Source organism: Amycolatopsis sp. NBC_01480 (genome assembly GCF_036227205.1).
Classification (GTDB): domain Bacteria; phylum Actinomycetota; class Actinomycetes; order Mycobacteriales; family Pseudonocardiaceae; genus Amycolatopsis.
Genome location: NZ_CP109442.1, coordinates 8,286,886 through 8,310,809, shown reverse-complemented (window position 1 = coordinate 8,310,809; position 23,924 = coordinate 8,286,886). Strand labels below are relative to the sequence as shown.

Sequence of the window (23,924 nt, the reverse complement as noted above, 5' to 3'; positions counted from 1 at the left end):
GTTCAGGCCTCCAGGGTAGGCCAGCTCCCCCGCTCCCGGCGGGCGCCGTCGCCCGGACGCGCCGAACGCGGGCCAGGGCGCGGCAGCCGGGCGACGACCGGCACTCAGCCACCGAACCGCCACGAACGCAGGCCAATGCGCGACCACCGGTCAGCCGCCAAGAGCCCAGGCACAGACCCGAAGCGCAGCCACCGGACAACAAACCGGCGCTCAGCTCACGAACCCGCCCGGGCACGCCGAACACAGGCCTAGCCGCAACCACCGGTCAACGACCGGCGCTCAGCCGACGAACCGCCCCACCGCCACGATCGCTGCCAGCACCAGCAGCACCACGTTGATCGGCAGGGCCTTGGGCTCCTTGCGCCGCGCGTGCACGACGATCGCGCCCGCCGCGACGATCACCAGGCCGACGGCCGCGATCGGGGTCAGCACCGGTGCGATGTCCAGGGCCCGCGGCAGGATCAGCCCGAGCGCGCCGAGCACCTCGGCCAGCGCGATGAGCTTCACCGCGCCGCCCGAGAAGTCGTTGACCCAGCCCATGTTCGGGTTCTCCAGCAGCTTCTCCCGGGGCGTCACCAGCTTCATGCCGCCCGCGCCCAGGTACACCACCGCGGTGATCCCCGCGAGAACCCACAACACGATGTTCATACCGCCTCCTGAACCAGTCCGCCCCCAAGATAGTTGAACGTTACATCGTCCGGGGGCGGACCGTCGAGGCAAACGGGCTCAGTGCGGCGAGACCGTGACCGACTCGTGCGGGCGCAGCTTGATCGTGCGGCGCCAGCTGCCGGCGCGCAGCTCCGTTTCGGTGCCGCCGACGCTGCGCACGGTCGCCCTGGTGACCTTGCCGCCGCGCCACTCCAGGTCCACTTCGAACCCGCCCCGCGCGCCGATCCCGGTCACCCGGCCGGAGTCCGCCCAGGCCGAGGGCAGTGCGGGCAGCAACTCGATCACGCCGGGGCGGGAGTACAGCAGCATCTCCAGCATCGCGGTCGGCGCGCCGAGGTTCGCGTCGATCTGGAAGATCGTGTAGCTGCCCTGGCTGTACATGTCGAAGAAGTTCGCCGCCGTGCCATTGCCGTTGTTCACCGACGGCCGCAGCACGGTGAGCAGCAGCTCGTACGCCCGGTCGGCGTCCTTCAGCCGCGCCCAGCAGGACGAGCGCCAGGCACAGCCCCAGCCGAAGCTGTCCATGCCGCGCGCGATGAGCAGGTTCCGCACCCCGTCCAGCAGCTCGGGCGGCGCGGTGTCGGTGGTGATCCGGTCGCCGGGGAAGAACCCGATCAACGGCGAGAGGTGCCGGTGCGCTGTCTCGCCGAGATTGTCCGGCGAGAGCCATTCCTGCAGCCAGCCGGTGACCGGGCTGACCGTCGGCAGGTGCAGCCGCGCCTGCAGGCCGGAGATGGTCTTGCCGTACGCGCGGTCGCGGCCGAGCAGCTCGGTCGCCTCGCGGTAATGGCCGAACAGGTTGTGGACGATCTCCTGCGAGTAGGTGTTGCCCTTTGCGTCCTGCGGGCCGTGCTCGGGCGACCAGTCGGCGTCGTCGACCAGCACGAGCTTGCCGTCCACGGTCATCTCGATCAGCCGCGACTCCCAGAACTCGCACGCACCCTTGAGCAGCGGGTAGATCCGGGCCAGGTACGCCCGGTCCTGGGTGAACGCGTAGTGGTCCCACAGGTTGTTGCACAGCCAGGCGTTGCCGCCCGGGTGCCACCACCAGCCGGAGCCGCCGTAGATGTTGGTGGAGAACGCCACCGCCCAGCCGGCGATCTTGCCGCTGGAGTTGCGGAACCGGTTGCGCGGGTCGTTGAACAGCCGCTGCGTGGTGTCGCTCCAGGACGGTAGCTGCGCCAGGCAGTAATCGGCCAGCGCAGCGAACGACGAGGACAGCCCAGCGCGGTCGGGCAGCCAGTAGTTCATCTGGATGTTGATGTCGGTGTGGTAGTCGCTCATCCAGTCCGGCGTGTTGTTGCTCAGCCACAGGCCCTGGAGGCTGATCGGCAGGCTGTCGCGCGAGCCGGTGATCACCAGGTAGCGGCCGAACTGCAGGTAGCTGGCCTCCAGCTCGGGGTCGGGGGTGGCCGGGTCGTTGTGCCGCGCGGTCAGGCGCGACCACGAGTCGAGCGCGCGCCGGCTGTCCGGCGACCGTCCCAGGTCGACGGTCATCCGCTCGTAGAGCCGGCGGTAGTCCCGCACGTGCGTGGCCAGCAGCGCGGTGCCGGACGCGGCGGCCGAGGCCTTCGCCTTGCCCGCGGCCACTGTGGACGGGTCCGCCCCCGCGTCGAGGTAGTCCCGCGCGGCGTCGGGCACGTAGTTGGTGCCGCCGCAGACCACGATCACCACTTCGGCGCAGCCGGTGAAGGTGACCTCGGTGCCGTTCACCGCGACCCGGCCGCCCCGGCTCGCGGCCGTGACGACGGCGGCGTACTTCAGCCCGTTGTCGAACTTGCCGCCGAGGGAGACGACGCCGTCGCCGCCCGTCGCCGTCTCGCCGCGGGTCCCCTCCAGGGTCACCGAGCCGGTGTACGACCCGCCGCCCTGCTGGCTCAGCCGGATCACCACCACGTCGTCGGGGTGGCTCGCGAACACCTCGCGCCGGTACTTCACTCCCCCGACGCCGTAGGTCGCGGTGACCAGGCCGTTGCTCAGGTCCAGCGCGCGCCGGTAGCCCGACACCCCGGTGTGCCCGGGAATCTTCAGCCGCACCTTGGCCAGCAGGCCGAACGTGCCGAACTCGACGCGCTCGTAGGGGAACTGGCCTTGGTCGTCCAGCGTGTCGTTCAGCGTGCCGGTCCAGACCGAGGCGTCGGTGAGGTAGACGAAGTCCGCCGCGGGGTCGCCGCCGACCAGGCCACCGATCCGACCATTCCCGATCGGGAGGCCCTGCTCGATGATGTGGTCCTCCGCCGCGGGCGCGGGGTACCAGAGGGTGGTCGCGGCGGGCTCGCCGACCAGGTCGGCGGTCGCCGGGCGGGCGGGCGCGGCTTGCGCGGTGAACGGGCGAAACCCGCTCAACGCCAGGCTCGCGCCCACCGCGCCGCCGAGCTTGAGGAAGGTGCGCCTGCTGGGGGGAACAGGGAGATTCGACATGACGGGTCCGTTCGGCGTTGAAGGCGGAAACCGGTCGCGCTTGAGGAGGCAGTGCGTGGGTGCAGCGCGGCAAACATATGATGTCTGGCCGAACCCGGTCAAGAATCTTCCGAATTAAGCTCCGTCCGGAGACCGCCGCACGGCGTTTGTCCAGAGCCTGGGGGCGGCGACCAGATCACACCCCTAAGGGGAAGCCGCTCACCCGATCCGGTGTTGCCATGGGGCAGGACCGGCACGCGAAGGGGCACGTCGCAGATGGCTTTCCACTCTCCCGAGGACCGGCCGGCCGAATACCACCGCAGCCGGCTCGCCGTGGACCTGCCGGTGGCCGGGCTGGTCATCGCGGCGCTGGCGCACTGGATCCGCGGCGCACCGGCCGATGCGCTGATCTTCTTCGCCGCCGCGGTGCTGCTCCTGTTCACCGAGCGCCACGGCCCGGCTGACGCACTGTTGCCGGACGCGCCCACACGGCTGCCCGGCCCGAGCCTGATCGTGGCCGTCGCGCTGGTGGCGCTGGTGTTCGGCCGCGGGACCGTGCCGATGCTGCTGACCGTCTCGGCGATCGGGCTCGGCGCGCTGGTCCTGGAGTGGCGTGAGCCGTCCGTGCCCGCGACGGACCCGGCGCCCAAGCGCGGCTGGGTCTGGGTCGCGGTGGCCGTCGGCTGGTGCGTCTGGGAGCTGGTCTCGTTCATCTACGAGCAGGCCGCCGGGGGCCTCTCGCTCACCCACCCGACGATGAGCGACCTGGTCGACCCGATGCTGGACAACCGCGTCGTGCAGGCGCTGGCGCTCGGCGTCTGGGTGGCCGCCGGCCTGGCCATGCTGCGTGCCGCGGCGGCGAGGAGGCGGGCGTGAACAGCAGGCTGGTCACCGAAATCGGGTTCGGCGTGATCGTGTTCGCGGCCGTCGCGCTGTGGGGCGCGAGCCACCTGTTCCCGAAGAAGATCCCACCGCTGACCACGGTGCTGGCCGCGCTGATGCGCAAGCGCTCGACGCGGATCGCGCTGGTGCTCGCGTGGTGGTGGGTCGGCTGGCACTTCTTCGTGCAGAGTTGACGGGTGACGGTCCGGCCCTCCCCCCGGCCGGACCGCCGCTCGTCAGGTTTCAGCAGTTGTTAGGCGCGGGCTTGCCGTCCAGCCGGTCGTGCAGATAGGCCAGGGCGCCGGGCGCGCCCTGCACCGCGACCGTCACGTGGTCGCCGACCGGGATCCGGTCGTACTGCACCGGAACCCCTTGCGCGCAATAGGTTCGCACGAGCTTGTCCACCGGCGGCGTGAGCGCCAGCTCGTCGAAGATGCCCTGGTAGAAGTAGATCGGCGAGCCGGGCTTGAAGCGGCCCATGGTGTTCTCGGCAATCACCTGCTTGACCGCGGGCACGTCGAGCAGCTGCGGCACCGTGGTGTAGTCGCTCATCTTCCGGAACGCCTGGCCCACGCTGAACTGGTTGATGCACTGCTGCCCGGTGTCCGCCCAGGCCTGCTTGCCGCGGGCGTTCAGCAGCTGGTCGGTGTTGATCTCCGGGTAGGCGCGGCTGAGCCCGACCGCGGCCCCGATGTAGATCCCCGAAAGCGGCCCGCCGTCGATGCGCCGGGCGACGTAGCCGAGGTCCGCGGGCACCCCGCCCGCCGCGACGCCGGCGAACTTCAGCTCCGGCGCGTAGGACGGCTGGATCTCGTTGGCCCACTCGCTCGCGAGCGCGCCGCCGGAGTAGCCGATCAGCCCGGTCGGCGTGGCCGGGCCCGCCAGCCCGGCCGGGCCGAACGACTGGGCCGCGCGGACGCCGTCGAGCACCCCGTGGGCGGTGTTGACCGCGGCCGTCCACTCCGAATTCGGGCCCTCGTAGTCGGCCGTGACCACGGTGTAGCCCGCGGCCACCAGCGGCAGCATCAGGGCGAGCTCCTCGGCCGGGAGCGAGGTGCCGGTGGCCAGCGCGTACGAGGGCGCGCAGTCGGTGCTGAGCCCGTCCTGCGCGGTCTGGTACGACACGAGCTTCCGGCCACCGGACGGCGCGGGCCCGGCCGGCTGCAGGATCGTCGCGACGTCCGCGATCGGGTAACCGCGGGTGTCGTTGGAGCGGTACTTCACCTGCCAGGCCTGGACGGGGACGGGCAGCGCGAGCGCGCGGATGGTGACCGGGCGCGAGTCGAGCACGGTGCCCGGCGCGGCGTCCGGGAACGGCGCGGGCCGGGCGTAGAACGGGTCGTCCGCGGGCTTCGGCGGCAGCGCGGCGGCGGCCCCGGGCGGCGCGGCCGCGGTCAGGGCCGTGGCGGTGAGCGCCACGGCGGCGAGCGTGCTGGCGAGTGCGGAGAGCTTTCGGCGGATGTCGACGCTGACAGTGGGCACGGGACCTCCTACTCGATACCGACCGGTATCGAGTAGGATGCCTACCAGATGACCTGGATCACAGTCAATGAAAAACCTCCAGGTGAGGGGGTTGTAGCGTGACGGCCATGGCTGCCTCCCCTGCCCCACGCCGCCGGCCGACCCGGGCCGAAACCCGGCGGCGGATCATCGACGCCGCCACCGAAGTCTTCGCCCGCCAGGGCATCGCGGCGACCTCGCTGAACGAGATCGCGGCCGCGGCCGGGCTGACCAAGGGCGCGGTCTACTCGAACTTCGCCGGCCGCGACGACCTCGTGCTGACGATCATGGAAGAGCACATCGTCGAGCGGATGCACTCGGCCACCACGGTGTTCGGCGACCTGGCCGACCTCGACGAGGCCACCACCGAGGCCGGCGCGCGGCTGGCGAGCGGCATCGACACCGACGCGACGTGGCACCGGTTGTTGCTTGAGTACTGGGGCATCGCGATGCGGAACCCGACCGTCCACAGCGGACTCGCGCGGCGCCGGGCCCAGCTGCGCGAGGCCGTCACCGCGGCGATCGCCAAGGCCGCCGCCCAGCACGGGCTCGACCTGCCGCTGCCGCCGGAGCAGCTGGCTGTGGTGGTGCTCGCACTGTCCAACGGGCTGGCCGTGGAACGGGGTGTCGAGGCCGCCGCCGTACCGGACACTCTGTTCAGCGACGTGCTGAAGCTCCTGGTGACCCCACGCGTCAGCGGTAGCGCACCGACCCCGGATCCGCCCGTTCCGCCAGGTACTGCGCGAACGTGATCACGCCGTCGGCGTGGTCCGGCGCGAGGTTGCCGCCCGCGGCGTACGCACTGAAAAGCTTGCCCGGCAAGCGAAACGGCACCACGCGGAGGGTGCGCCCGGACGCCGCGAGCACATTGCGCGCAAGGTCCGCCGCCGGCAGTACCTCGGGCCCGCCGAAGTCCGGCGCCCGGCCCACGGGCTCGCCGACGGCCAGCTCGGCCAGCCGCCCGGCGACGTCACGGACGTCCACCGGCTGGAACCGCCACGACGGCACCGGGAGCACCGGCAGCCGCGCCGCGCCCGCCAGGATCGTCCGGACCAGCGCGTGGAACTGCGTCGCGCGCAGGATCGTGTACGGCAGCCCGGAACCCGCGATCAGCTCCTCGGCCGCCAGCTTGGCCTGGTAGTACCCCATCGGCACCCGGTCGACGCCGACGATCGAGACGTACACCAGGTGCGGCAGCGTGCCCGCCCACCGTGCGGCCTCCACCAGGGTGCGCACAGTCTCGACCTCGTGCCGGTAGTCGGTGGCACAGTGGACGATCACGTCGGCGCCGGCCAGGGCGGTGTTGATGCCACGCCCGGTCCGCAGGTCGCCGACCATCCAGTCCACGCCGCCGCTCGGGTCCTTCGCGCCGCCGCCGTTTCGACCCGCGGCGTTCGAGGTGTGCCGCCGACGGCTCAACGCGCGCACGCGCTCCCCCGCCAGCCGCTCCACGACCACCCGGCCGAGCTGACCGGTCGCCCCGGTCACCAGGATCCGTTCCGGCACTCCGGCCACCTTCCCGACTCCGCCCCGACTCCGCCGCCCGCCCGGGCGGCCGCACCCGGCCATCCTGGCACGGCGACGGCGCGCCCGGCAGCGCTCACGCGGAACGGGGCCCGCCGGGCAGAAGTCCGGCGGGCCCCGTCAGCAAGGGGAACCTCCTAGTTGCGGTTGATCGTGAACGTGGTGGTCGTGTTCCTGATGTCCTGGTAGTTCCCGCTCATCGTCAGGTTGGTGAAGGTCACCGAGCCCACCGCCGGCCCCTGGCCCGCCTCCGGCAGCTCGTTGGCCCACAGCCCGAAGCCGGACTTGGCGTCGTACGCGTCGCCGCTGCGCTGCGCACCTGTGATGTTGATGTTGGTCAGCTGGGTGTCCTGGAACGTGTTCTGCGGCTGCCCGCCGACGTAGTTCGTCTGGAACATGATGCCGCTGTAGGTCGGGCTGGATATGTCCACATCGGACACCCGGATCCCGCGGAACTCCTTCGACGCCGAGAACATCCAGATCCCGGGGAACGTCTGCGCGCCCCAGAAGTGGCCGCCGGCCCGCACGATCGACGCGTTCTGCACCGTCGTCGGTTGTGGGCCGAAGCCGAGGAAGGGGTAGCCGAAGTCGAGCGACGAGATGGTGACGCCCGAGTACGCCAGCGTGTCGGCGATGTAGAGGTTGCGGAAGGTGTTGTTGTAACCCCCGTACACCGCCAGGCCCGCCGCGCGCCACGGGAGCAGCGCGGTGAGGTTCTCGAACACGTTGTCGTACTGGTTGCCCGGGTTGTTGTCGGTGGCGGCGAACAGCGCGAAGCTGTCGTCACCGGTGGCCCGCGCCTCCACGTTGGTCACGTGGTTGCCGGTGCTGCCGTTGGTGAGGTTGATCCCGTCGGCGAAGGTGTCGCGGATGCGGGAGTTCTGGATGGTCGTGCCGTCCACATTGGTGCCCCACACCATGCACACCTGGTGCTCCACCCAGATGTTGTCGATGGTCAGGTTCGAGACGTTGGACAGGTCGAACACCTTGCCGGGTCCGTCGATGCGCGAGGTGTAGTTGCCGAACACCGCGAAGCCGGAGAACGTGGTGCCGTTCGCCGTCGCGTCCGCGCGGAACCCGATGTCGGTGTTCTCCTGCCCGGACGGCGCGAGGAACCGGGTGAACCACGGGCCGGCGCCGACCACCTTGAGCGCCTTGCCGTAGACCTGGACCTTGCCCGACATCTGGTAGTCGCCGGCCGGCAGGTAGACGCCGGTGAGCGTGCTGTCCTGACGCGCCTTGTCCAGCGCGTTCTGCACGTCCTGCTGGGTGAAGCCTGCCGGCACGGCGTAGTGCGCCGGGTCCGGGTTGGCCTGCGCGGTCGCCTGCTCGAGGTTGATGAAGTCGATCGCGTAGTTGGTGGTGTTGGCCGCGTCCTTCTGCAGTTTGATCTTGCTGCCGGCCGGCACGGTGGTGCCGAGCAGCATGCTCGCCTCGTCGTAGATGTGCCGCGGGCTGGCCGAGCCGGGTGAGTTGCCCGGGCCGGTTTCCGCGCCGTAGAGCCACGCGTAGTGCGAGGTGAGGTCGATCGCCTTGAGGAAGGTGCCGTTGACGTAGACGTCCAGCGAGGAGCTGATCCCGCCGCCGCCCGCGGAGTCCGGGATGGAGAACCGCGTGACGAGGGTGTTGGTCGCCGCCCGCGTGGTGAACTCGACCGAGCTGCCGGTCGAGTTCAGCGTGACGGCCTTGCGGCCCGAAGCCTCGCCCGCCAGGTCGCCGATCGTCCGGTTCGGCCCGATCACCTGCGCGCCGCCCGCGACCACGCCGTCTTCCGCCTCGTACGAGTCGTACGGCATGTTCGCGCCGCGGCCCACGAACAGCGACTGGGTGACGGTGTTGTTGGCCTGCTTGACCGGCAGCTCGTTGGCGTCCACGGCGACCACCGTCTTCACGGTGTACTTGCCGTCGCCCGCCGTCCAGGTGCCGAGGTTCACCGCGCCGGCCGAACCGCCGGCCGCGATCACGCCGGAGTACGAGCCGGTGAGCGTCTTGACCACCGCGCCGCTGGTCGCGTCCGAGACGGTCACGGTGATCCCGTGCGCGCCGCCCGCCGAAGCGACCGAACCGTTGTTCTTCAGCGAAGTGGAGAAGGTGACGGCGTTGCCCGCGGACGGGTTGTTCGGTGTCCAGCCGGTGGCCGGCACCAGGTCGGAGCTCTGCACGGGGGTGACGACCAGCGCGTTCGGCGCCGTGAAGCTGTTGTTGCCCTCGTTCTGCTCGATGACCTTGTTGTCCTCGTCCACCTTCGCGGTGAGCTGGTAGCTGCCCGCGTCACGGGTGCCGATGCTCGCCGAAACGGTGCTGGACGCGCCCGCGGCGAGCGCGCCGACCGGCGCGGTGCCCACCTTGGTGGTGCCCAGGTACAGGTTCACGTCGGTGGCCCCGGAGGCCAGCGTGCCGGCGTTGCGTACCGTCGCGGAGACGGTCACCGGGTCGGACTCGACCGGCGCGGACGGCGTCCACGCCAGGTTCGTCACCGTCAGGTCCGGGTTCGGCGCGGGCACGCCGAAGACCTGGAACTCCGCGGCCTGCCCGCCGCCGGCACCGGTGTTCGCGGTGAAGCGCAGGCGGACGTCGGCGACCCGGCCGCTGACCGGGATGGTCACCGTGTTGCCGGTGGATGGGCTGAACGCGTAACTCGCCGCGGCCACCAGCGTGGTGAAGGCCGAGGACGCCTGCTCGCGGCCTTCGACCGCGAACGTCTGGCTGCGGTCGCCCCACGAGGCGTCCGGGTTGAGCTTGACCACGACCTGGTTCACGTCGGCGTTCGAGCCGAGCGCGACGGTCAGCAGGTTCGGGAAGGTCCCGCCGCCGCCCTCCCAGTAGGTGGCCAGGTTGTTGTCGTCGGCGTTCGCCGCGACGAAGGTGAACTCCGTGGACGAGGCCGTGATCGGCTTGCCCACCGCGAGGTTCGTGCCGGCCTGGCTGCCGGTGCGGGTCACCGTCGCGCTGTTGCCGGACTGGTTGCCCGCCGCGTCCTTGGCCCGCACGAAGTACGCCACCGTGGTGCCGTCGGGCTGGCTGTCGGTGTAGGTCAGGACGTTGCCCGCCACACTGCTTCGCAGGGTGTTGTTGGCGTAGATGTCGTAGCCGGTCACGCCGACGTTGTCGGTCGCGGCGGTCCAGGTCAGCCGGATCTGCCCGGTGGCCGGCTGGGTGAAGGCGAGGTTCCCGGGCGCGGACGGCGCCTGGGTGTCCCCCGTCGCCGGGCCGTGCACCTCGAACTCCGAGAGCTGCGCGGCGGGCCAGCCGGTGTTGGCCGTGACGTTCAGCCGCACGTACCGGGTGGTCGTCGCGGAGAAGTCGATCGTCACGGTGTTGCCGGACGCGGGGTCGAAGCGGTACGGCGCCGAGGCGACGAGCGTGCTGAACGACGAGCCGTCCGTGCTCCCCTGGACCGCGAGCGTCTCGGTGCGGGCGTCCCAGCCGGTCGGCAGTTTCAGGACCACCCGGCTGGTGCTGACCGCCGAGCCGAGATCGGCCTGGACCCATTGCGGGAAGGCGTTGTTCGCGCTCTCCCAATAGCTGGCCTGGTTGCCGTCGGCGGCGTTGGCCACCGGATAGTCGCCCAGCGAGCTGGACGCGGTGTACGTCGCCGCGGCGGCCGGGCCGACGGCGGACGAGTGAGCGTCCACTTCGGACAGCTGCCCGACCGGCGCGCCGGTGTTGCCGGTGACGTCGACGCGCACGTACCGCGTCATGGTCGGCGCGAAGTGGACGTCGACGGTGTTCTTCGCGGCCGGGTCGAAGGTGTAGCCGGCCGAGTTCTCGATGGTGGAGAACTGCTCGCCGTCGAGGCTGCCGAGCAGGGTGAGGGTCTGCTTGCGCGCCGCCCAGCCCGCGGGCAGCTTCAGGGTGACGCCGTCGATGCTGCTCGCGTGGCCCAGGTCGAGCTGGGCCCACTGCGGCAGCGCGGCACTCTGCCAGACGGTGTCCTGGTCACCGTCGTTCAACGCCGCCGCCGACGACGTGGAGCTGCTGGCGGTGGCCGCAGGGGCGGCCGAGCCGGTGGCGGGGACGAGCACGGCGGTGCTCGCGAACAGCAGGGACAGGGTGGCGAACGTCGCCGCGCGCGGCAACAGTCGCTTCGGTCTCATGAGCGTTCCTCAAGGTCCGTGGGGAGGGGAGGGAGACGGGGTCCGCGGCCGGGCGCGGGAGCGAGGGGAACACGAGGCACGAGGGGCAGGCGCGGGCGGCGCGCGCGCAGCGGGGACCGTCTTCACCGGGCACCTCTCCGTCGAGGGGGCGAGATCTTCCTCGGTGCTGCTGCTGATTCTCAGTTGACTGTCGGCTTTTTGCGTTGATTAGTTCAAGAGTTACAGCTCGGCTGAGCCCAAGTCAACGGTTCGCGGCGCACGAAAAGGACACGCCGCGCGACCGGGAGGCCGCGCGGCGTGGCGTCGGTGATCGGGAAAGGGGCGGCTACCGCACCGCGCCGAGGCGGACGGTGTGGGTCGAGCCCGGCTTGAGCGGCTCGCCGCAGTGGGCGCAGGACGTGGCCAGCTTCAGCTCTTCACCGCACTCGTGCTCGTACACGGTGGGCGGCGGCCCCTGGTGGACGTACTTGTCACCCCATTGCATCAGGCCGATCAGGATCGGCTGCAGCGCGCGGGCGGCCTCGGTCGGCAGGTACTCGAACCGCGGCGGGTGGTCCTCGTACCGGCGCTTCTCCAGCACGCCGGCGTCGACCAGCTTGCGCAGCCGGGCGGCGAGGATGTCCCGGCTGGCCCCGGTGTTCTCGGCGATCTGGTTGAACCGCCGCTCCCCCAGCATGACCTCCCGCAGGGCCACCAGGCTCCACCGTTCGCCGACCACCTCGAGCGCCTCCGCGATCGAGCACTCGCGTCCGCGCGCCGCCATCCGAGCCACCTCCGCAGGTCAAAGATTGAAAACCCAACCTAGCATGTCACAGTCGGGAAGTGAGTTGCCATTTCCAACCGACTCGGCGTACAACGGAGTCCTCGAAGCCACTCGAGCAGGAGGCAGGCCCATGACGGACGCAGTGATCATCGACGCGGTACGCACGCCGATCGGGAAGGGCAAGCCGAACGGGCGGCTGGCCGGGGTGCACCCGGTGGACCTGCACGCGCACGCCCTCCGGTCGCTGGTCGAGCGCACCGGCATCGACCCGGCGCGCATCGACGACGTGATCAGCGGCGCGGTCGGCCAGATCGGCGAGCAGAGCATGAACACCGCCCGCTGGGCCGCGCTCGCCGCGGGCCTGCCGGAGTCGGTGCCGGCGGTGACCGTCGACCGCCAGTGCGGCAGCAGCCAGCAGGCGATCCACTTCGCCGCGCAGGGGGTGATCAGCGGCGCGTACGACGTGGTGGTCGCGTCCGGCGTCGAGTCGATGAGCCGGGTGCCGATGGGCAGCCAGGCAGCCGGCCAGGACCCGTTCGGCCAAGGCGTTGCGGCGCGTTATCCCGAGGGCCTGGTGCCGCAGGGCATCAGCGCGGAACTCATTGCCGCGCAATGGAAACTGACCCGCGCGCAGCTCGACGCCTACTCGGCCGAGAGCCACCGCCGCGCCGCATCCGCTTGGGCCGGCGGGAAGTTCGCCGGCGAGGTCGCCGCCCTGAAGGCACCGGGGGCGGACGGCACGCTGGTCGAGGTGACCCAGGACGAGTCCGTGCGGCCGGGCACCACCACCGAGATCCTCGCGGGGCTCAAGCCGGCGTTCCGCGCCGAGCACTGGGAACAGCGCTTCCCGCAGCTCGGCTGGCAGGTGACGGCGGGCAACTCCTCACCGATCAACGACGGCTCCGCGGCCGTGCTGATCACCAGCAGCGACACCGCGAAGAAGCTCGGCCTCAAGCCCCGCGCCCGGCTGCACACCTTCGCCGTCGTCGGCGACGACCCGCTGTACATGCTGACCGGCGTCATCCCGGCCACCCGCAAGGTGCTCGAGCGGTCCGGGCTGAAGCTGTCCGACATCGACGCCTTCGAGGTCAACGAGGCGTTCGCCAGCGTGGTGCTCGCCTGGCAGGCCGAGATCGGGGCGGACCTGGCGAAGGTCAACGTCAACGGTGGCGCCATCGCGCTCGGCCACCCGCTCGGCGCGAGCGGCGCGCGGCTGATGACCAGCCTGCTGTCCGTGCTGGAGCAGACCGGCGGCCGCTACGGCCTGCAGACCATGTGCGAGGCGGGCGGCTTGGCCAACGCGACCATCATCGAACGCCTCTGAACTGGCCAACCTGCCGTCAAGGACTCCTTCACCGCGTCCAACGCCGGTAAGGAGTCCTTGCCGGCACCGCTCAGGAGTCCTCGGCTTCCAGGCCGTCGCGGTCCGCCCACTCCAGCAGGGTTTCCAGGGAGTAGGCCGTGTCGTCGATGCCCGCGTGCAGGTCGCCCAGTTCGGCGAAGCGCGCGGGCACCGTCGCGATGGTGCACTCGCGTGGCTCGACGTCGTCGACCTCGTCCCAGCGGATCGGGGTCGAGACCGTCGCCTCCGGCACGCCGCGCACGGAGTACGCGCTGGCGATCGTGTGGTCGCGGGCGTTCTGGTTGTAGTCCACGAACAGCTTCTTCGGGTCGCGGTCCTTGCGCCACCAGGTCGTGGTCACCTCGTCGGGCGCGCGCCGTTCCACCTCGCGTGCGAACGCCAGCGCCGCGCGGCGCACGTCGGCGAAGCCCCACCGCGGCTCGATCCGCACGTAGATGTGCAGCCCGCTGCCGCCGGAGGTCTTGGGCCAGCCGACGGCGCCGAGGTCGTCGAGCACCTCGTGCGCCACGTGCGCGACCCGGCGGACCGTGTCGAAACCGCACTCCGGCATCGGGTCCAGGTCGATCCGCCACTCGTCCGGCTTCTCCGTGTCGGCCCGGCGCGAGTTCCACGGGTGAAACTCCACAGTGGACATCTGCACCGCCCACGCCACATGGGCCAGCTCCGTCACGCACAGCTCGTCGGCGTGCCGGCCGTACCGCGGGAAGTGCACCCGCACCGTCTCCAGCCACGGCGGCGCGCCGTTCGGCACCCGCTTCTGGTGCACCTTCTGCCCCGCGACGCCGGACGGGAACCGGTGCAGCATGCACGGCCGCTCACGCAGCGCGCGGACGATCCCGTCCCCCACCGCGAGGTAGTAGCGGACGAGGTCCAGCTTCGTCTCGCCGCGTGCCGGGAAGTACACCCGGTCCGGGCTGGACAGGCGCACCGTCCGGTCCCCGACCTCCAGCTCCACCGCCGCGTCTTTGGCCATGCCGCTGACGGTAGCCGCTGGTGCGCCCGCCCGCGATCAGACGCGGACCAGCCGTGCCCAGCCGTCGCCCGTGGCCGGCGAGTACAGGTGCCAGGTGTCCGGGCCGGAGATCGGCGTCCAGCTCCACTGGAGCCGGTAGTCCACCGGCCGTGGCTGCTGCGCGCGGTCGAGCCAGTGGTAATTCAGCCGCAGCAGGAACCCGCCCAGCGCGCCGGACTCCGCGATCCGCTTGTCCACCAGCGGCACCACCCGGCCCTGATCGGCGAAGGTGTCGACCATCGTGCACTCGCAGAAGTACGCCAGCGTCCCGATCTCCGGCGGCGCGGCCACCGTGCCGTCGCCGACGAGGGCGCCGACCGCCCGGCCGACCCGTGCGTAGTCCGCCGACGTGGACCAGTTGCCGAAGATCGGCGGCGTCGTCCACGGCACGCCGCGCTGCAGGTCGAGGTACCCGGCCGGCAGCACCGCCGCCGCGGCCGCCAGACCCGCGACCGTCACGGCCGCCCCGCGCACCCCGGCCCGTCCCCGCGCCAGCGTCGCGAGATATCCGGCGCCCACCACGAAAACGGTCGTCAGCGCGACGATCGGCGCCACGTAATACCACTGGTACGGCGGCACTCCGAGTTCCGAGTACGCCGCGTAGTAGGCCAGCCCGCCGAGACCGAGCACGCCGACCGGGCCGAACCGTCCAGCCTCGCCCCGGCGCGCGCCGAGCCAGCCCAGCCAGGCGAGCAGCACCAGCAGCCCCGCCACCGCGGGCGCGAACGAGACCAGCGTGGCCTTCCAGCGTTTCGGGTCCAGGTAGTACACCGGGCCGTTGCCGTAGTTGTACTCGCCGAACGCGCCCTGGCTGGTCTTGATCAGGAAGGTGTCCGGGATGGCCGAGCCGAGCGCGAACCAGCTGAACACGAACCACGGCAGGCTCACCGCGAGCGCGACCGCCACCAGCGGCAGCAGCCGCCGGCGCAGCGCGCCCACGCCCAGCGCCAGCAGCACCACGAAGATCACCAGGTCCAGCCGCACCAGCACGGCGAGCCCGGCGACCACGCCGAAGCCGACCGCGCGGCCCTCCAGCGCGTACGCCGTGAGCAGCAGCAGCGCGGCGGAGATCAGCTGCACCTCCAGCCCCGTCGCCGACAGCACGAACGGGTTCAGCAAGACCGCCGCGGTGCCCGCGACCGCGGTGCCGAACGGCAGCCGCAATGCCCGGGCGATGCGCGCCCAGGCCCAGCCGACAGCCGTCATTGCCGCGACAAACACAATGCCGACTCCGGCCACCGGGTGCACTTGGCCGCCGGCGACCCTGGTCAGGGTACCGCCGACCGCTAGCAGGATGACGTTCAGCGGCGAGGTGGCCGAGTTGGCCGTCTCGGCGCCGACCAGGCCCCAGTGGAAATGCTCCGCCAGGTTCCGGGCGTAGCCGAGCGTGATGTAGGAGTCGTCGATCAGGCTCCCGCGCACGCCCAGCCACACCACGGCGGAGACGACGGCGACCGCGGCCGGCCACAACAGGGACCGGCCGCGGCCGGGTCTCGGAACTTCCCCGGCTTCCGCCACTGGGGTCATCGTCTGCATCTCAGGCTCCGTCCGCTCGTACCAGGTACAGCTCCTGCACGCCCGCCCACGGGGAGGCGATCCGCCAGTGCGCCAACGGGTTCGGCGGCGCCGGCTGACCCACCCGCGTCGGGGCGAGCGCGAACTCCGGCTTGATCGAGGGCACGCCGTAGTCGAAGTACTCGAAGTTCAGGTCGATCAGCTTCTTGCCGAGCTCGCCCGTGACCGCCTTGCGCTGCTCGATGGCCGGGCCGACGGCACCGCGGTCGTCGAACAGGTCGACGATCGAGCAGCCGCAGCTGTACGCCAGCACGCCGATCTCCCCGCCGCTGCGCACCGTCCCGCTGCCCACCAGCCGGCCCAGCTCCGCGCCGATCTGCTCGTACTGCGCGGTGGTGGTGTGGTTCGACATGAGCGGCGCGAACGCCCGCGGCAGCCCGGTCGAGACGTAGTTCCCCACGCTCGCGACCACCAGCGCGGCCGCGGCCAGCGCCACCGGAATCCCCCCGGCCCGCCGCGCCAGGACCGGCGCGCGCCCGGCCAGCGCCGCCACCGCCGCGGCCAGGAAGATCGTCGTGACCACGATGCTCGGCCCGTAATACCAGTGATACGGCGGCACATGCAGCCGCGAGTACGCCAAGTAGTGCACAACGCCGGCCGGGACCAGCGCGCCGAACGGCAGCAACGCGGCCGAAGCCGGGCCGCGGCGGGCCAGCGTGGCCAGCCAGACCAGGAACGCCAGCGCGCCCAGCGCGGCCGGCAGGAACGAAAGCCAGGTCGCCCACGGGAACTCACCCTCGTACAGCACCGGGCCGTTCGAGAAGTCGTAGGCGCCCCAGGACTTCTGCAGCGTCTTGATGATCAGCGTGTCCGGCACCGCCGAGCCGAGCACCACCCAGCTGAACGCGAACCACGGCACCGTGACCGCCAGCGCGGCCAGCACCGACTTGCCCATCCCGGCCCAGAACCGCTTGCGCAGCACGAAAATGACCACCGCGAGCAGCACCAGATCCACCCGGATCAGCACCAGCACCCCGGCAGCCACGCCGAGCAGCACCGGCCGCCGCTCCACCGCGAAGACCAGCAGCGCCACCACCGCCGCCGCGCCGAACTCCACCTCGAGGCCGATCGAGGAGATCAGCAGCGGGTTCACCGTCAGCAGCACCACGGCCAGCGGCGAAAACCACGACGGCAATCCCGCCCGGTCCCCCACCCGCCGCAACCCCGCGGCGATCACCACCTGACACAACACGTACAGGATCCCGGCGGCGAGCACCGCGTTGCGCACCACGAACGTGAGCACGCCGAGCACCAGCACACTCAACGGCGACGTCGCGGTGTTCGACGTGCCCAGCTCGATCAGGCCCCAGTGGCCGTGGAACGCCAGGTTCCGGGCATACGACAACGTGATGAACGTGTCGTCGATCAGGTGCGGCCGGAACAGCGCGAAGGCGCCGGCCGAAAGCACGGCGACAACGGCGGGCATTACCCACCGCCGTCGCTCAGGCAGGTCTTCGGTTGCTCTGGGCTCGGAGTCGGTCAGCAGCACGGAGAGCTTTCCCTCGCGGGGTCGGGCCGAGGCGCATCAGGCGCGCACCAGCGTGAAGTGGCCGACACCCTTGGCCGCCGAGTAAACCGTCCACGAATCGGGTCCGGAAGCCGGGCCCTTGTCGTAGAGAAGCCGGTAGTCTACCGGGCGCGGTTGCTGGGTCCGATCGAACCAGTGGTAATTGATGCGCAGGCCGAGCCGGGTGACCTCACCGCTGTCCGCGAGCCGCTTGCGGACGATGTCCGCGACCTGGCTTCGGTCGGAGAACACGTCCAGGATCTGGCAGTCGCAGTAGTAGGCGAGCGTGCCGATTTCCCCGGGCCCGGCGACCGAAGCGCCGTTCAGCCGCTTGCCGAGCGCCTGGCCGACGCGCGCGTAATCCGTCGAGCTGGCCCAGTTGCCGAAGATGACCGGCGACGGCCACGGCACGCCCTGCGCCAGGTCCAGCACGACCGTGCTCGCGACCACGACCCAGGCGAGCCCCAGCGCCAGCCGCGGCGGGCCCGCGCGCAGCTCCGGGCTCTCCTGCGCCTTCGAAAGCCACACCCCGGCCACCAGCACGGCGAACATGCCCGTGGTGACCACCGGCGTCACGTAGTACCAGTGGTACGGCCCGACCCCGAGCGTCGAGTAGACGATGTAGTACGCGACCCCGCCGGCGCCGAGCCCGACCACCGGCGCCAGTGCCGGGAAGTCCTCCCACCGCCGCGCGAACCGCACGCCCAGCCAGGCCAGCAGCACGACCACGCCGACCAGCGCCGAGGCGAAGGTGAGCATCACCGTCACCGGCTGGTAGAGGAAGTACATCATCGGGCCGCTGAAGTAGCCCCACGCGCCGAACAGGCCGTCCTGGTCCTGCTTGATCACCAGGGTGTCCGGGATGAACGAGCCGAGCGCGAACCAGCTGAACAGGAACCACGGCGCGGACACCAGCACCGCGGTGCCGAACGCGCGCCAGAAGTGCTTGCGGATCTCCGCCGAGCAGAACGTGATCACCAGGACGAAGACGACCAGGTCCAGCCGGGTCAGCACGGCCAGCGCGGCGGCCACGCCGAACAGCACCGGCCGGCCCTCGACCGCAAACACCGTCAGCCAGAGCAGGATGGCCGGCACCAGCAGGACCTCGAGCCCGGTCGCCGAGAGCAGGAACGGGTTCACCAGGACCAGGACCACGCCGAGCAGCCCGACCCACGAGGCGAGCTTGAACGCGCGCATCAGCCGCAGCCAGGCCCAGCCGAGCGCGCCGCTGGTCAGCACGGTCAGCGCGCCGAGCGCGAGCACCGGGTGCCCCGAGCCGCTGATCCGGGTGACGAACGTCAGCAGGCCCAGCAGCAGCACGTCGAGCGGCGAGGTGGCCGAGTTCGCCGTGCTGCCCGGCACCAGCGCCCATTCGCCGTGCATGGCGAGGTTCTTCGCGTAGGCCAGCGTGATGTAGCCGTCGTCGGTCAGGCTCCCGCGCACGAGCAGGAACGTCAGCAGGCCCAGCAGGGCCGCGGCCCAGGGCAACCATCGGAAGCGCACGGAGCGTGACCGTACGGCACTGTGCGACCGGGGCTTGACGCGACTGCCCGCGTCCTCCGGCATCGTGACCACTGACTCATCCACCGACATGGTCCGGAGACTTTAGAGCACTCTCGTTACAGCCGTGCTAAGACGCGGCGCGAAACACGCGGTCTCCTCAGACCAGCGCGTGACGCCCGGCTCGCTCGGTGTCCCGGCTCTGGTCGAGCATCCGAGCCGCGACCCGGCCGATCGCCGCGTCGAGCTCCTCACGCCCGCCCGGGCCCCAGTCCGCCAGCCGCTCGGCGATCCAGTCCTTCCACGCGCGCACGAGCTTGCCGAACTCCTGCCGCCCGCTCTCGGTGAGCGACCAGCCGCCGCCGGAGTAGCTCAGGTAGCCGGTCAGCTCCAGGCGCGCGAACGCCGGTTCGAGGACCTGCGCGGGCACGCTGTAGTGCTCGCCGATCGCCTGCAGCGTGGCCGGTTCGCCGCGGCGCTCACGCAGGTGGACCTGCACGAGGCACCACAGCCCGCCGTGGTCCAGGTCGGCCCCGGCCCGCTCGGCGATGGCCGGCGCGACCTTCCGGCGCTCCCGGAAGAACAACGTCGAGATCGCGCGCTCCAGCTCGCGGTCGTGGTCGCGTGCCTCGGGCATGCCGAAGCCGTCGCCGAGGTCCGGCGCGGCCGCGCGCGAGGTGTCCCGCAGCGGCATCTCCTTGAGGAAGAACGAAAGCACCAGCGCCACCAGCCCGACCGGCGCGGCGGAGAGGAACACGACGTGCAGCGACTGGCTGTACGCCCCGATCACCGGCTCCGACACGCTGGCCGGGAGCTGGTGCAGGGCCTGGGGCACCTGCAGCGCGCGCGGGTCGACCCCGGATGGCAGCGGGTGCTCGGCGACCGCCTTGGCGATGTTCGGCGCGAGCTGGTTCGCATACACCGTGCCGAAGATCGCGGCGCCGAACGAGCTGCCGATCGACCGCAGGAACGTCACGCCGGAAGTGGCGACGCCGAGGTCCCGGTAGTCCACCGTGTTCTGCACGGCGATGGTGAGCACCTGCATGCCCAGGCCGATCCCCAGCCCCAGCACGGCCATGTACAGCGCCGATTCCCAGAAGCCGGTGTGCGGGCCGAGGCGCGAGAGCAGGTACAGCCCAGCGGTCATGCCGATGGCGCCCAGCATCGGGAAGATCTTGTACCGCCCCGTTTTGCTCACCAGGTTGCCGGACAGGATCGAGGCGAACAGCAGGGCGAGCACCATCGGCAGCAGCCGCACCCCGGACGTCGTGGCCGACACGCCCTGGACGTACTGCATGTACGTGGGCAGATAGGACAGCGCGCCCAGCATGGCGAAGCCGACGACGAAGCTCATGATCCCGCCGACGGTGAACACCGGGTTCCGGAACAACCGCATCGGCAGCATGGGTTCCTTCGCCCGCAGCTCCACGAGCACGAACAGGCCCAGCAGCACCAGCGAGCCGATGGCCATGCCGATGATGGTCACCGAGCCCCAGGGATACGTCGTCCCGCCCCAGCTGGTGACCAGCGTCAGCCCGGTCGCGGCCAGGCCGATCAGCAGGATGCCGAGGTAGTCGATCACCGGTTTGACCACCGCGCGCGCGTTCGGCATCACCGCTGTCGCGACCACCAGCACCACCACGACCAGCGGGATGTTGACGTAGAACGCCCACCGCCAGGACAGGTGGTCGACGAAGAAGCCGCCCAGCATCGGCCCGGCGACGGTGACCACGCCGAAGACGGAGCCGAGCGCGCCCTGGTACTTGCCGCGCTCGCGCAGCGGCACCACGTCGGCGATCAGCGCGGTCGAGGTGACCATCAGCCCGCCGCCGCCGAGGCCCTGCACCGCGCGCCAGATGATCAGCCAGGTCATGCTGTCGGCGAACCCGCAGAAGAACGAGCCGACGCCGAAGATCAGCACGGACAGCTGGAACATCAGCTTGCGGCCGAACAGGTCGCCCAGCTTGCCTATGACCACCGTCATGATCGTCTCGGCCAGCAGGTACGCGGTGACCACCCAGGACAGGTGCCCGGCCCCGCCGAGGTCCCCGACGATGGTCGGCAGCGCGGTGCCCACGATGGTCTGGTCCAGTGCGGCGAGCAGCATGCCCAGCAATACCGCGGCGAACACCGCGTTGATCTTGCGCCGCGACATCCCGGCTCCCGCCGGCACCGGCTCTTCTGTGACCTCAGCGGTCGCGGTCATGCGGCCCTCCTCGCGCTCGCGTCCACCGTATTGCCCGGTGTCCACTGTGGATAGCCACTCGTTCCGGTGACCTGCGGCCCGGCGCGTAACGGCCCGTGGTTTGACATTCAGTCCAGTTCTGCACAGACTGTCCAACCGTGGATTACCTCGACGCGCGCTCCGATCGCCGCTACCCGCTCGACCCGCTGCGCTGGCGGGGCGACGACGGGGCGCCGCTGAGCGTCGAGCCGATGCCCGGGATCACGCGCGCGGACGTCGAGGCCGGCACGAGGTCGCTGTGGCGGTACCGCGCGGCGCTGCCCGGCGGCATCCGGCGCCCGGTCTCGCTCGGCGAGGGCTGCACTCCCCTGGTCGAGCTGCCGTGGCGTGGGCACGACACCCGGTTCAAGCTCGAATGGTTCAGCCCCACCGGGAGCTTCAAGGACCGCGGCAGCAGCGTGATGCTGTCCGTGCTCGCGGAGGCCGGGGTGACCGCGGTGCTGGAGGACAGCTCCGGCAACGGCGGCTCGTCGGTTTCCGCGTACGCCGCCGCGGCCGGGATCGCGGCAACCATCCTCGCGCCGGAATCGACCTCGCCCGCGAAGGTGCTGCAAAGCCGCGCGTACGGCGCGAAGGTCGAGCTGGTCCCGGGCACCCGTGACGACACCGCGGCCGAGGCACTGCGCCGGTCCGGGGAGACCACGTACGCCAGCCACAACTGGCACCCGTTCTTCTTGCAGGGCACCAAAACCATCGCGTACGAGCTGTGGGAAGACCTCGGCTTCACCGCGCCGGACAACGTCGTCACGGTGGCCGGCGCGGGCAGCATCGTGCTCGGCTGCGACCTCGGCTTCGGCGAGCTGCTCGCTGCCGGCGCCATCACGAAACGGCCGCGGCTGCTCGTCGCGCAGCCGGCCAACTGCGGGCCGATCGACGCGGCCTTCCGCGGCACCCGGCCCCGGCCGTTCGCGCCGACGATCGCCGAGGGCACGGCGATCCGCGAGCCCGTGCGGCTGCCCGAGGTTCTAGCCGCGATCCGGCGGTCTGGCGGCGCCACCGTCACCATCGGCGAGGACGACATCGACGCCGCCACGCGCGGGCTCGCCGCCATCGGCCTCTACGCGGAGCCGACCAGCGCCACGGCCGCCGCCGCGGTCCCGGAGTTCCGCGCCCGCGGGGTCATCGCGCCCGGCGAGACGACCGTTGTGGTGCTCACCGGCTCCGGCCTCAAGGCCGCGACGACGATCGGCGGGCTGCTGTGACCGAGGACGAACTTCTCTTACGCGAGGCGGAAAAGATCGCGGTCGCCGTCGGGCGGATGTTCCCCGGGCTGTGCGAAGTGGTGCTGCACGATCTGCGCGACCCGGCGCACGCCGTGCGCGCGATCGAGGGCGGGCTGTCCGGCCGGTCGGTCGGCGATCCCGCGACGGAGCTGGGCCTGGCGCGCATCCAGGACCCGGATTTCCCCGACGTGCTGCAGAACTACCCCAACCGGCTGCCCGACGGCCGTCCCGCCAAGAGCACGTCGATCGGGATCCGCAACGGCCAAGGGGATTACGTCGCGGCGCTGTGCCTGAACCTCGACGTCTCGCTGCTGACCACCGTCGCGGCCAGCCTGGCCGCGCTGGCCCGGACCGACGACCAGGACCTGCCCGTCGCGGAGACGCTGCGCGCCCGTACCGCCGACGACCTGCGCGCCGCCGCCGAGGCATTCGCGACCGCGCGCGGCCACACCCCGCGCAGCCTGCCCGCCGCGGCGAAACGGGAACTCGTGCGCGAGCTGAAATCCGGCGGCCACCTCGAGGTCAAGCACGCGGTCGCCACGCTCACCGGCCTGCTCGGCGTCTCCCGCGCGACGGTCTACAACCACCTGCGCTGAGACGGCCGGTCTTAAGGCAACTCAGCGGCCGTGGCTGCGCCGGTCGTACGACACCGCGTAGATCGCGCTGCGGGCGGCCAGCACCGGGTCGTCGGACAGCTCGATGCCGGGCGTCAGCTGGGTGGGGTCGAAAACCTGGGCGGCCCAGTGCTCCTGGTCCGCCGCCTCGGCCGTGATCGACAGGCGCCCGGCGGTGACCTCCGTGCGCTCGGCCGGCCAGACCAGCGTGGAGTCGTGGGTCGGGTCGCCCGGCTCGCCCAGCTGGACCTTCAACGTGAACTCCACCGGGCCCTCACTCAGCCGCTGGGCCAGCTCCTCCGCAAGGTAGGTGGCGGACCCGTCCGTGCCCTCGCCTTCCCCGAGCACGGCCTCCCCCGCCACCGGCTCCCAGCGGTAACGCACGGGGCGGGCGACGCCGTCCTCCCCGCGCCAGAGAAACGCGTGCACGGCCCAGTACGTGGTGGTGCCGTAGCTCCGCGGCGTCGGCAGCTTCGCGGCGGCCGCGAGGGCCGGGCCGGCGCTCGGGTGCCCGGCGACGTGCGCCTGCACCTTCGCCAGGTCGGGTGCCCCGGTCGCCGGGTCCGGCTCGGCCGCCTTCAGCAGGTGCAGGAAGTCCTCCGGCGTCGAGGCGATGAACCGGTCGAGGTTGATCGTCACCAGGTCGGTGGTGCCGCCGCCGGGCAGGTGGAACTTGGTCGCGAAACCGCGCACCGCCCGGTCGGCGTCGGGCAGGTGCGGGTTGGTGTCGGTGTGGGAGAACCGCACGGTCGCCGGGACGGGCTCGCCCCTCAGGTGCGCCGCCGTGGTCAGGTCGGCGGCGACGCCGGACGGCACGAACGTCGCGTCGTAGCAGACGCCGCGCGCGTGAGCCCGGCGGTAACCCGGGAAGGTGCCCTTCAGCTGCTCGATCTCGTCCACAATGGACGAGGACAGCTGCGAGGCCGGCAGTTCGGAGGTCATACCGCGAAACTAACCGGCGGCCGCGGCGCGCGCCCGGCATTCTGTCCGCCCGGGCACCGAAGTGTTCCTGAACGCACCAAGATCATCTCGGCCGGATCGGAATGCCGT

General features: G+C 71.3%; 18 protein-coding genes. 6 read left to right on the top strand and 12 right to left on the bottom strand.

Going from position 1 to position 23,924, the window contains the following annotated elements:
• Nucleotides 1-279: 279 nt before the first annotated feature.
• Nucleotides 280-648 carry a DoxX family protein gene (locus OG371_RS39095; RefSeq protein WP_329061361.1) on the bottom strand — a complete coding sequence of 123 codons (369 nt, stop codon included), beginning with the start codon at nucleotides 646-648 and terminating at the stop codon, nucleotides 280-282.
• A 78-nt stretch (nucleotides 649-726) separates the two neighbouring features.
• Nucleotides 727-3,090: a glycosyl hydrolase family 95 catalytic domain-containing protein gene (locus OG371_RS39090; protein WP_329061359.1), complete on the bottom strand. Its 2,364-nt coding sequence runs from the start codon at nucleotides 3,088-3,090 to the stop codon at nucleotides 727-729.
• Between the two features lie 255 nt (nucleotides 3,091-3,345).
• Here OG371_RS39090 and OG371_RS39085 point away from each other — a divergent pair, with 255 nt between their 5' ends.
• Nucleotides 3,346-3,945, top strand: coding sequence for a hypothetical protein (locus tag OG371_RS39085; RefSeq protein WP_329061357.1), 600 nt, complete (start codon nucleotides 3,346-3,348; stop codon nucleotides 3,943-3,945).
• Nucleotides 3,942-4,145: a DUF6186 family protein gene (locus OG371_RS39080; RefSeq protein ID WP_091613970.1), complete on the top strand. Its 204-nt coding sequence runs from the start codon at nucleotides 3,942-3,944 to the stop codon at nucleotides 4,143-4,145. The genes OG371_RS39085 and OG371_RS39080 overlap by 4 nt, the downstream gene beginning before the upstream one ends.
• Nucleotides 4,146-4,194: 49 nt before the next feature.
• Here OG371_RS39080 and OG371_RS39075 read toward each other — a convergent pair whose 3' ends face one another.
• The gene (locus OG371_RS39075) at nucleotides 4,195-5,433 is read right to left on the bottom strand and encodes a lipase family protein (protein WP_329061352.1); all 1,239 of its coding nucleotides are present in this window, start codon (nucleotides 5,431-5,433) and stop codon (nucleotides 4,195-4,197) included.
• Between the two features lie 107 nt (nucleotides 5,434-5,540).
• Here OG371_RS39075 and OG371_RS39070 point away from each other — a divergent pair, with 107 nt between their 5' ends.
• Nucleotides 5,541-6,203 carry a TetR/AcrR family transcriptional regulator gene (locus OG371_RS39070; protein ID WP_329061350.1) on the top strand — a complete coding sequence of 221 codons (663 nt, stop codon included), beginning with the start codon at nucleotides 5,541-5,543 and terminating at the stop codon, nucleotides 6,201-6,203.
• On the opposite strand, the gene OG371_RS39065 is transcribed toward OG371_RS39070, so the two are convergent.
• The 3 genes from OG371_RS39065 to OG371_RS39055 all read right to left on the bottom strand — a co-directional run bounded on the left by OG371_RS39065 (nucleotide 6,145) and on the right by OG371_RS39055 (nucleotide 11,835).
• A complete protein-coding gene (locus tag OG371_RS39065) occupies nucleotides 6,145-6,957 on the bottom strand; it encodes an SDR family oxidoreductase (protein WP_329061348.1) in 813 nt (270 codons plus the stop codon). The two genes, OG371_RS39070 and OG371_RS39065, sit on opposite strands and share 59 nt — an antisense overlap.
• A gap of 155 nt (nucleotides 6,958-7,112) precedes the next feature.
• Nucleotides 7,113-11,072: a discoidin domain-containing protein gene (locus tag OG371_RS39060; protein WP_329061346.1), complete on the bottom strand. Its 3,960-nt coding sequence runs from the start codon at nucleotides 11,070-11,072 to the stop codon at nucleotides 7,113-7,115.
• A gap of 325 nt (nucleotides 11,073-11,397) precedes the next feature.
• Complete coding sequence (locus OG371_RS39055; protein WP_329061344.1) at nucleotides 11,398-11,835, bottom strand: winged helix-turn-helix transcriptional regulator; 438 nt, start codon at nucleotides 11,833-11,835, stop codon at nucleotides 11,398-11,400.
• Between the two features lie 130 nt (nucleotides 11,836-11,965).
• Here OG371_RS39055 and OG371_RS39050 point away from each other — a divergent pair, with 130 nt between their 5' ends.
• Nucleotides 11,966-13,159, top strand: coding sequence for a thiolase family protein (locus tag OG371_RS39050; RefSeq protein WP_329061342.1), 1,194 nt, complete (start codon nucleotides 11,966-11,968; stop codon nucleotides 13,157-13,159).
• A 70-nt stretch (nucleotides 13,160-13,229) separates the two neighbouring features.
• Here the strand turns inward: OG371_RS39050 and ligD are convergent, their stop codons facing one another.
• From ligD to OG371_RS39025, 5 genes are all read right to left on the bottom strand, one after another.
• A complete protein-coding gene (gene ligD, locus OG371_RS39045) occupies nucleotides 13,230-14,171 on the bottom strand; it encodes a non-homologous end-joining DNA ligase (protein ID WP_329061340.1) in 942 nt (313 codons plus the stop codon).
• Nucleotides 14,172-14,207: 36 nt separating this feature from the next.
• Entirely contained in the window at nucleotides 14,208-15,737 is a 1,530-nt protein-coding gene (locus tag OG371_RS39040; protein WP_329061338.1) for a hypothetical protein, read from the bottom strand.
• Between the two features lie 10 nt (nucleotides 15,738-15,747).
• Nucleotides 15,748-17,211 (bottom strand): hypothetical protein, encoded by a 1,464-nt coding sequence (locus OG371_RS39035; RefSeq protein WP_329061336.1) that lies wholly within the window; start codon nucleotides 17,209-17,211, stop codon nucleotides 15,748-15,750.
• A gap of 99 nt (nucleotides 17,212-17,310) precedes the next feature.
• Complete coding sequence (locus tag OG371_RS39030) at nucleotides 17,311-18,795, bottom strand: hypothetical protein (protein ID WP_329061333.1); 1,485 nt, start codon at nucleotides 18,793-18,795, stop codon at nucleotides 17,311-17,313.
• 157 nt (nucleotides 18,796-18,952) lie between these two features.
• On the bottom strand, nucleotides 18,953-20,998 hold the full coding sequence (locus tag OG371_RS39025; protein WP_329061331.1) for an MDR family MFS transporter: 2,046 nt from the start codon (nucleotides 20,996-20,998) through the stop codon (nucleotides 18,953-18,955).
• 137 nt (nucleotides 20,999-21,135) lie between these two features.
• Here OG371_RS39025 and OG371_RS39020 point away from each other — a divergent pair, with 137 nt between their 5' ends.
• Nucleotides 21,136-22,239, top strand: coding sequence for a threonine synthase (locus OG371_RS39020; RefSeq protein WP_329061329.1), 1,104 nt, complete (start codon nucleotides 21,136-21,138; stop codon nucleotides 22,237-22,239).
• Nucleotides 22,236-22,856, top strand: a complete 621-nt coding sequence (locus OG371_RS39015; RefSeq protein WP_329061327.1) for a helix-turn-helix transcriptional regulator — start codon at nucleotides 22,236-22,238, stop codon at nucleotides 22,854-22,856. The genes OG371_RS39020 and OG371_RS39015 overlap by 4 nt, the downstream gene beginning before the upstream one ends.
• A 21-nt stretch (nucleotides 22,857-22,877) precedes the next feature.
• Here the strand turns inward: OG371_RS39015 and OG371_RS39010 are convergent, their stop codons facing one another.
• Nucleotides 22,878-23,816 carry a catalase family peroxidase gene (locus OG371_RS39010; protein ID WP_329061322.1) on the bottom strand — a complete coding sequence of 313 codons (939 nt, stop codon included), beginning with the start codon at nucleotides 23,814-23,816 and terminating at the stop codon, nucleotides 22,878-22,880.
• Between the last annotated feature and the right edge of the window lie 108 nt (nucleotides 23,817-23,924).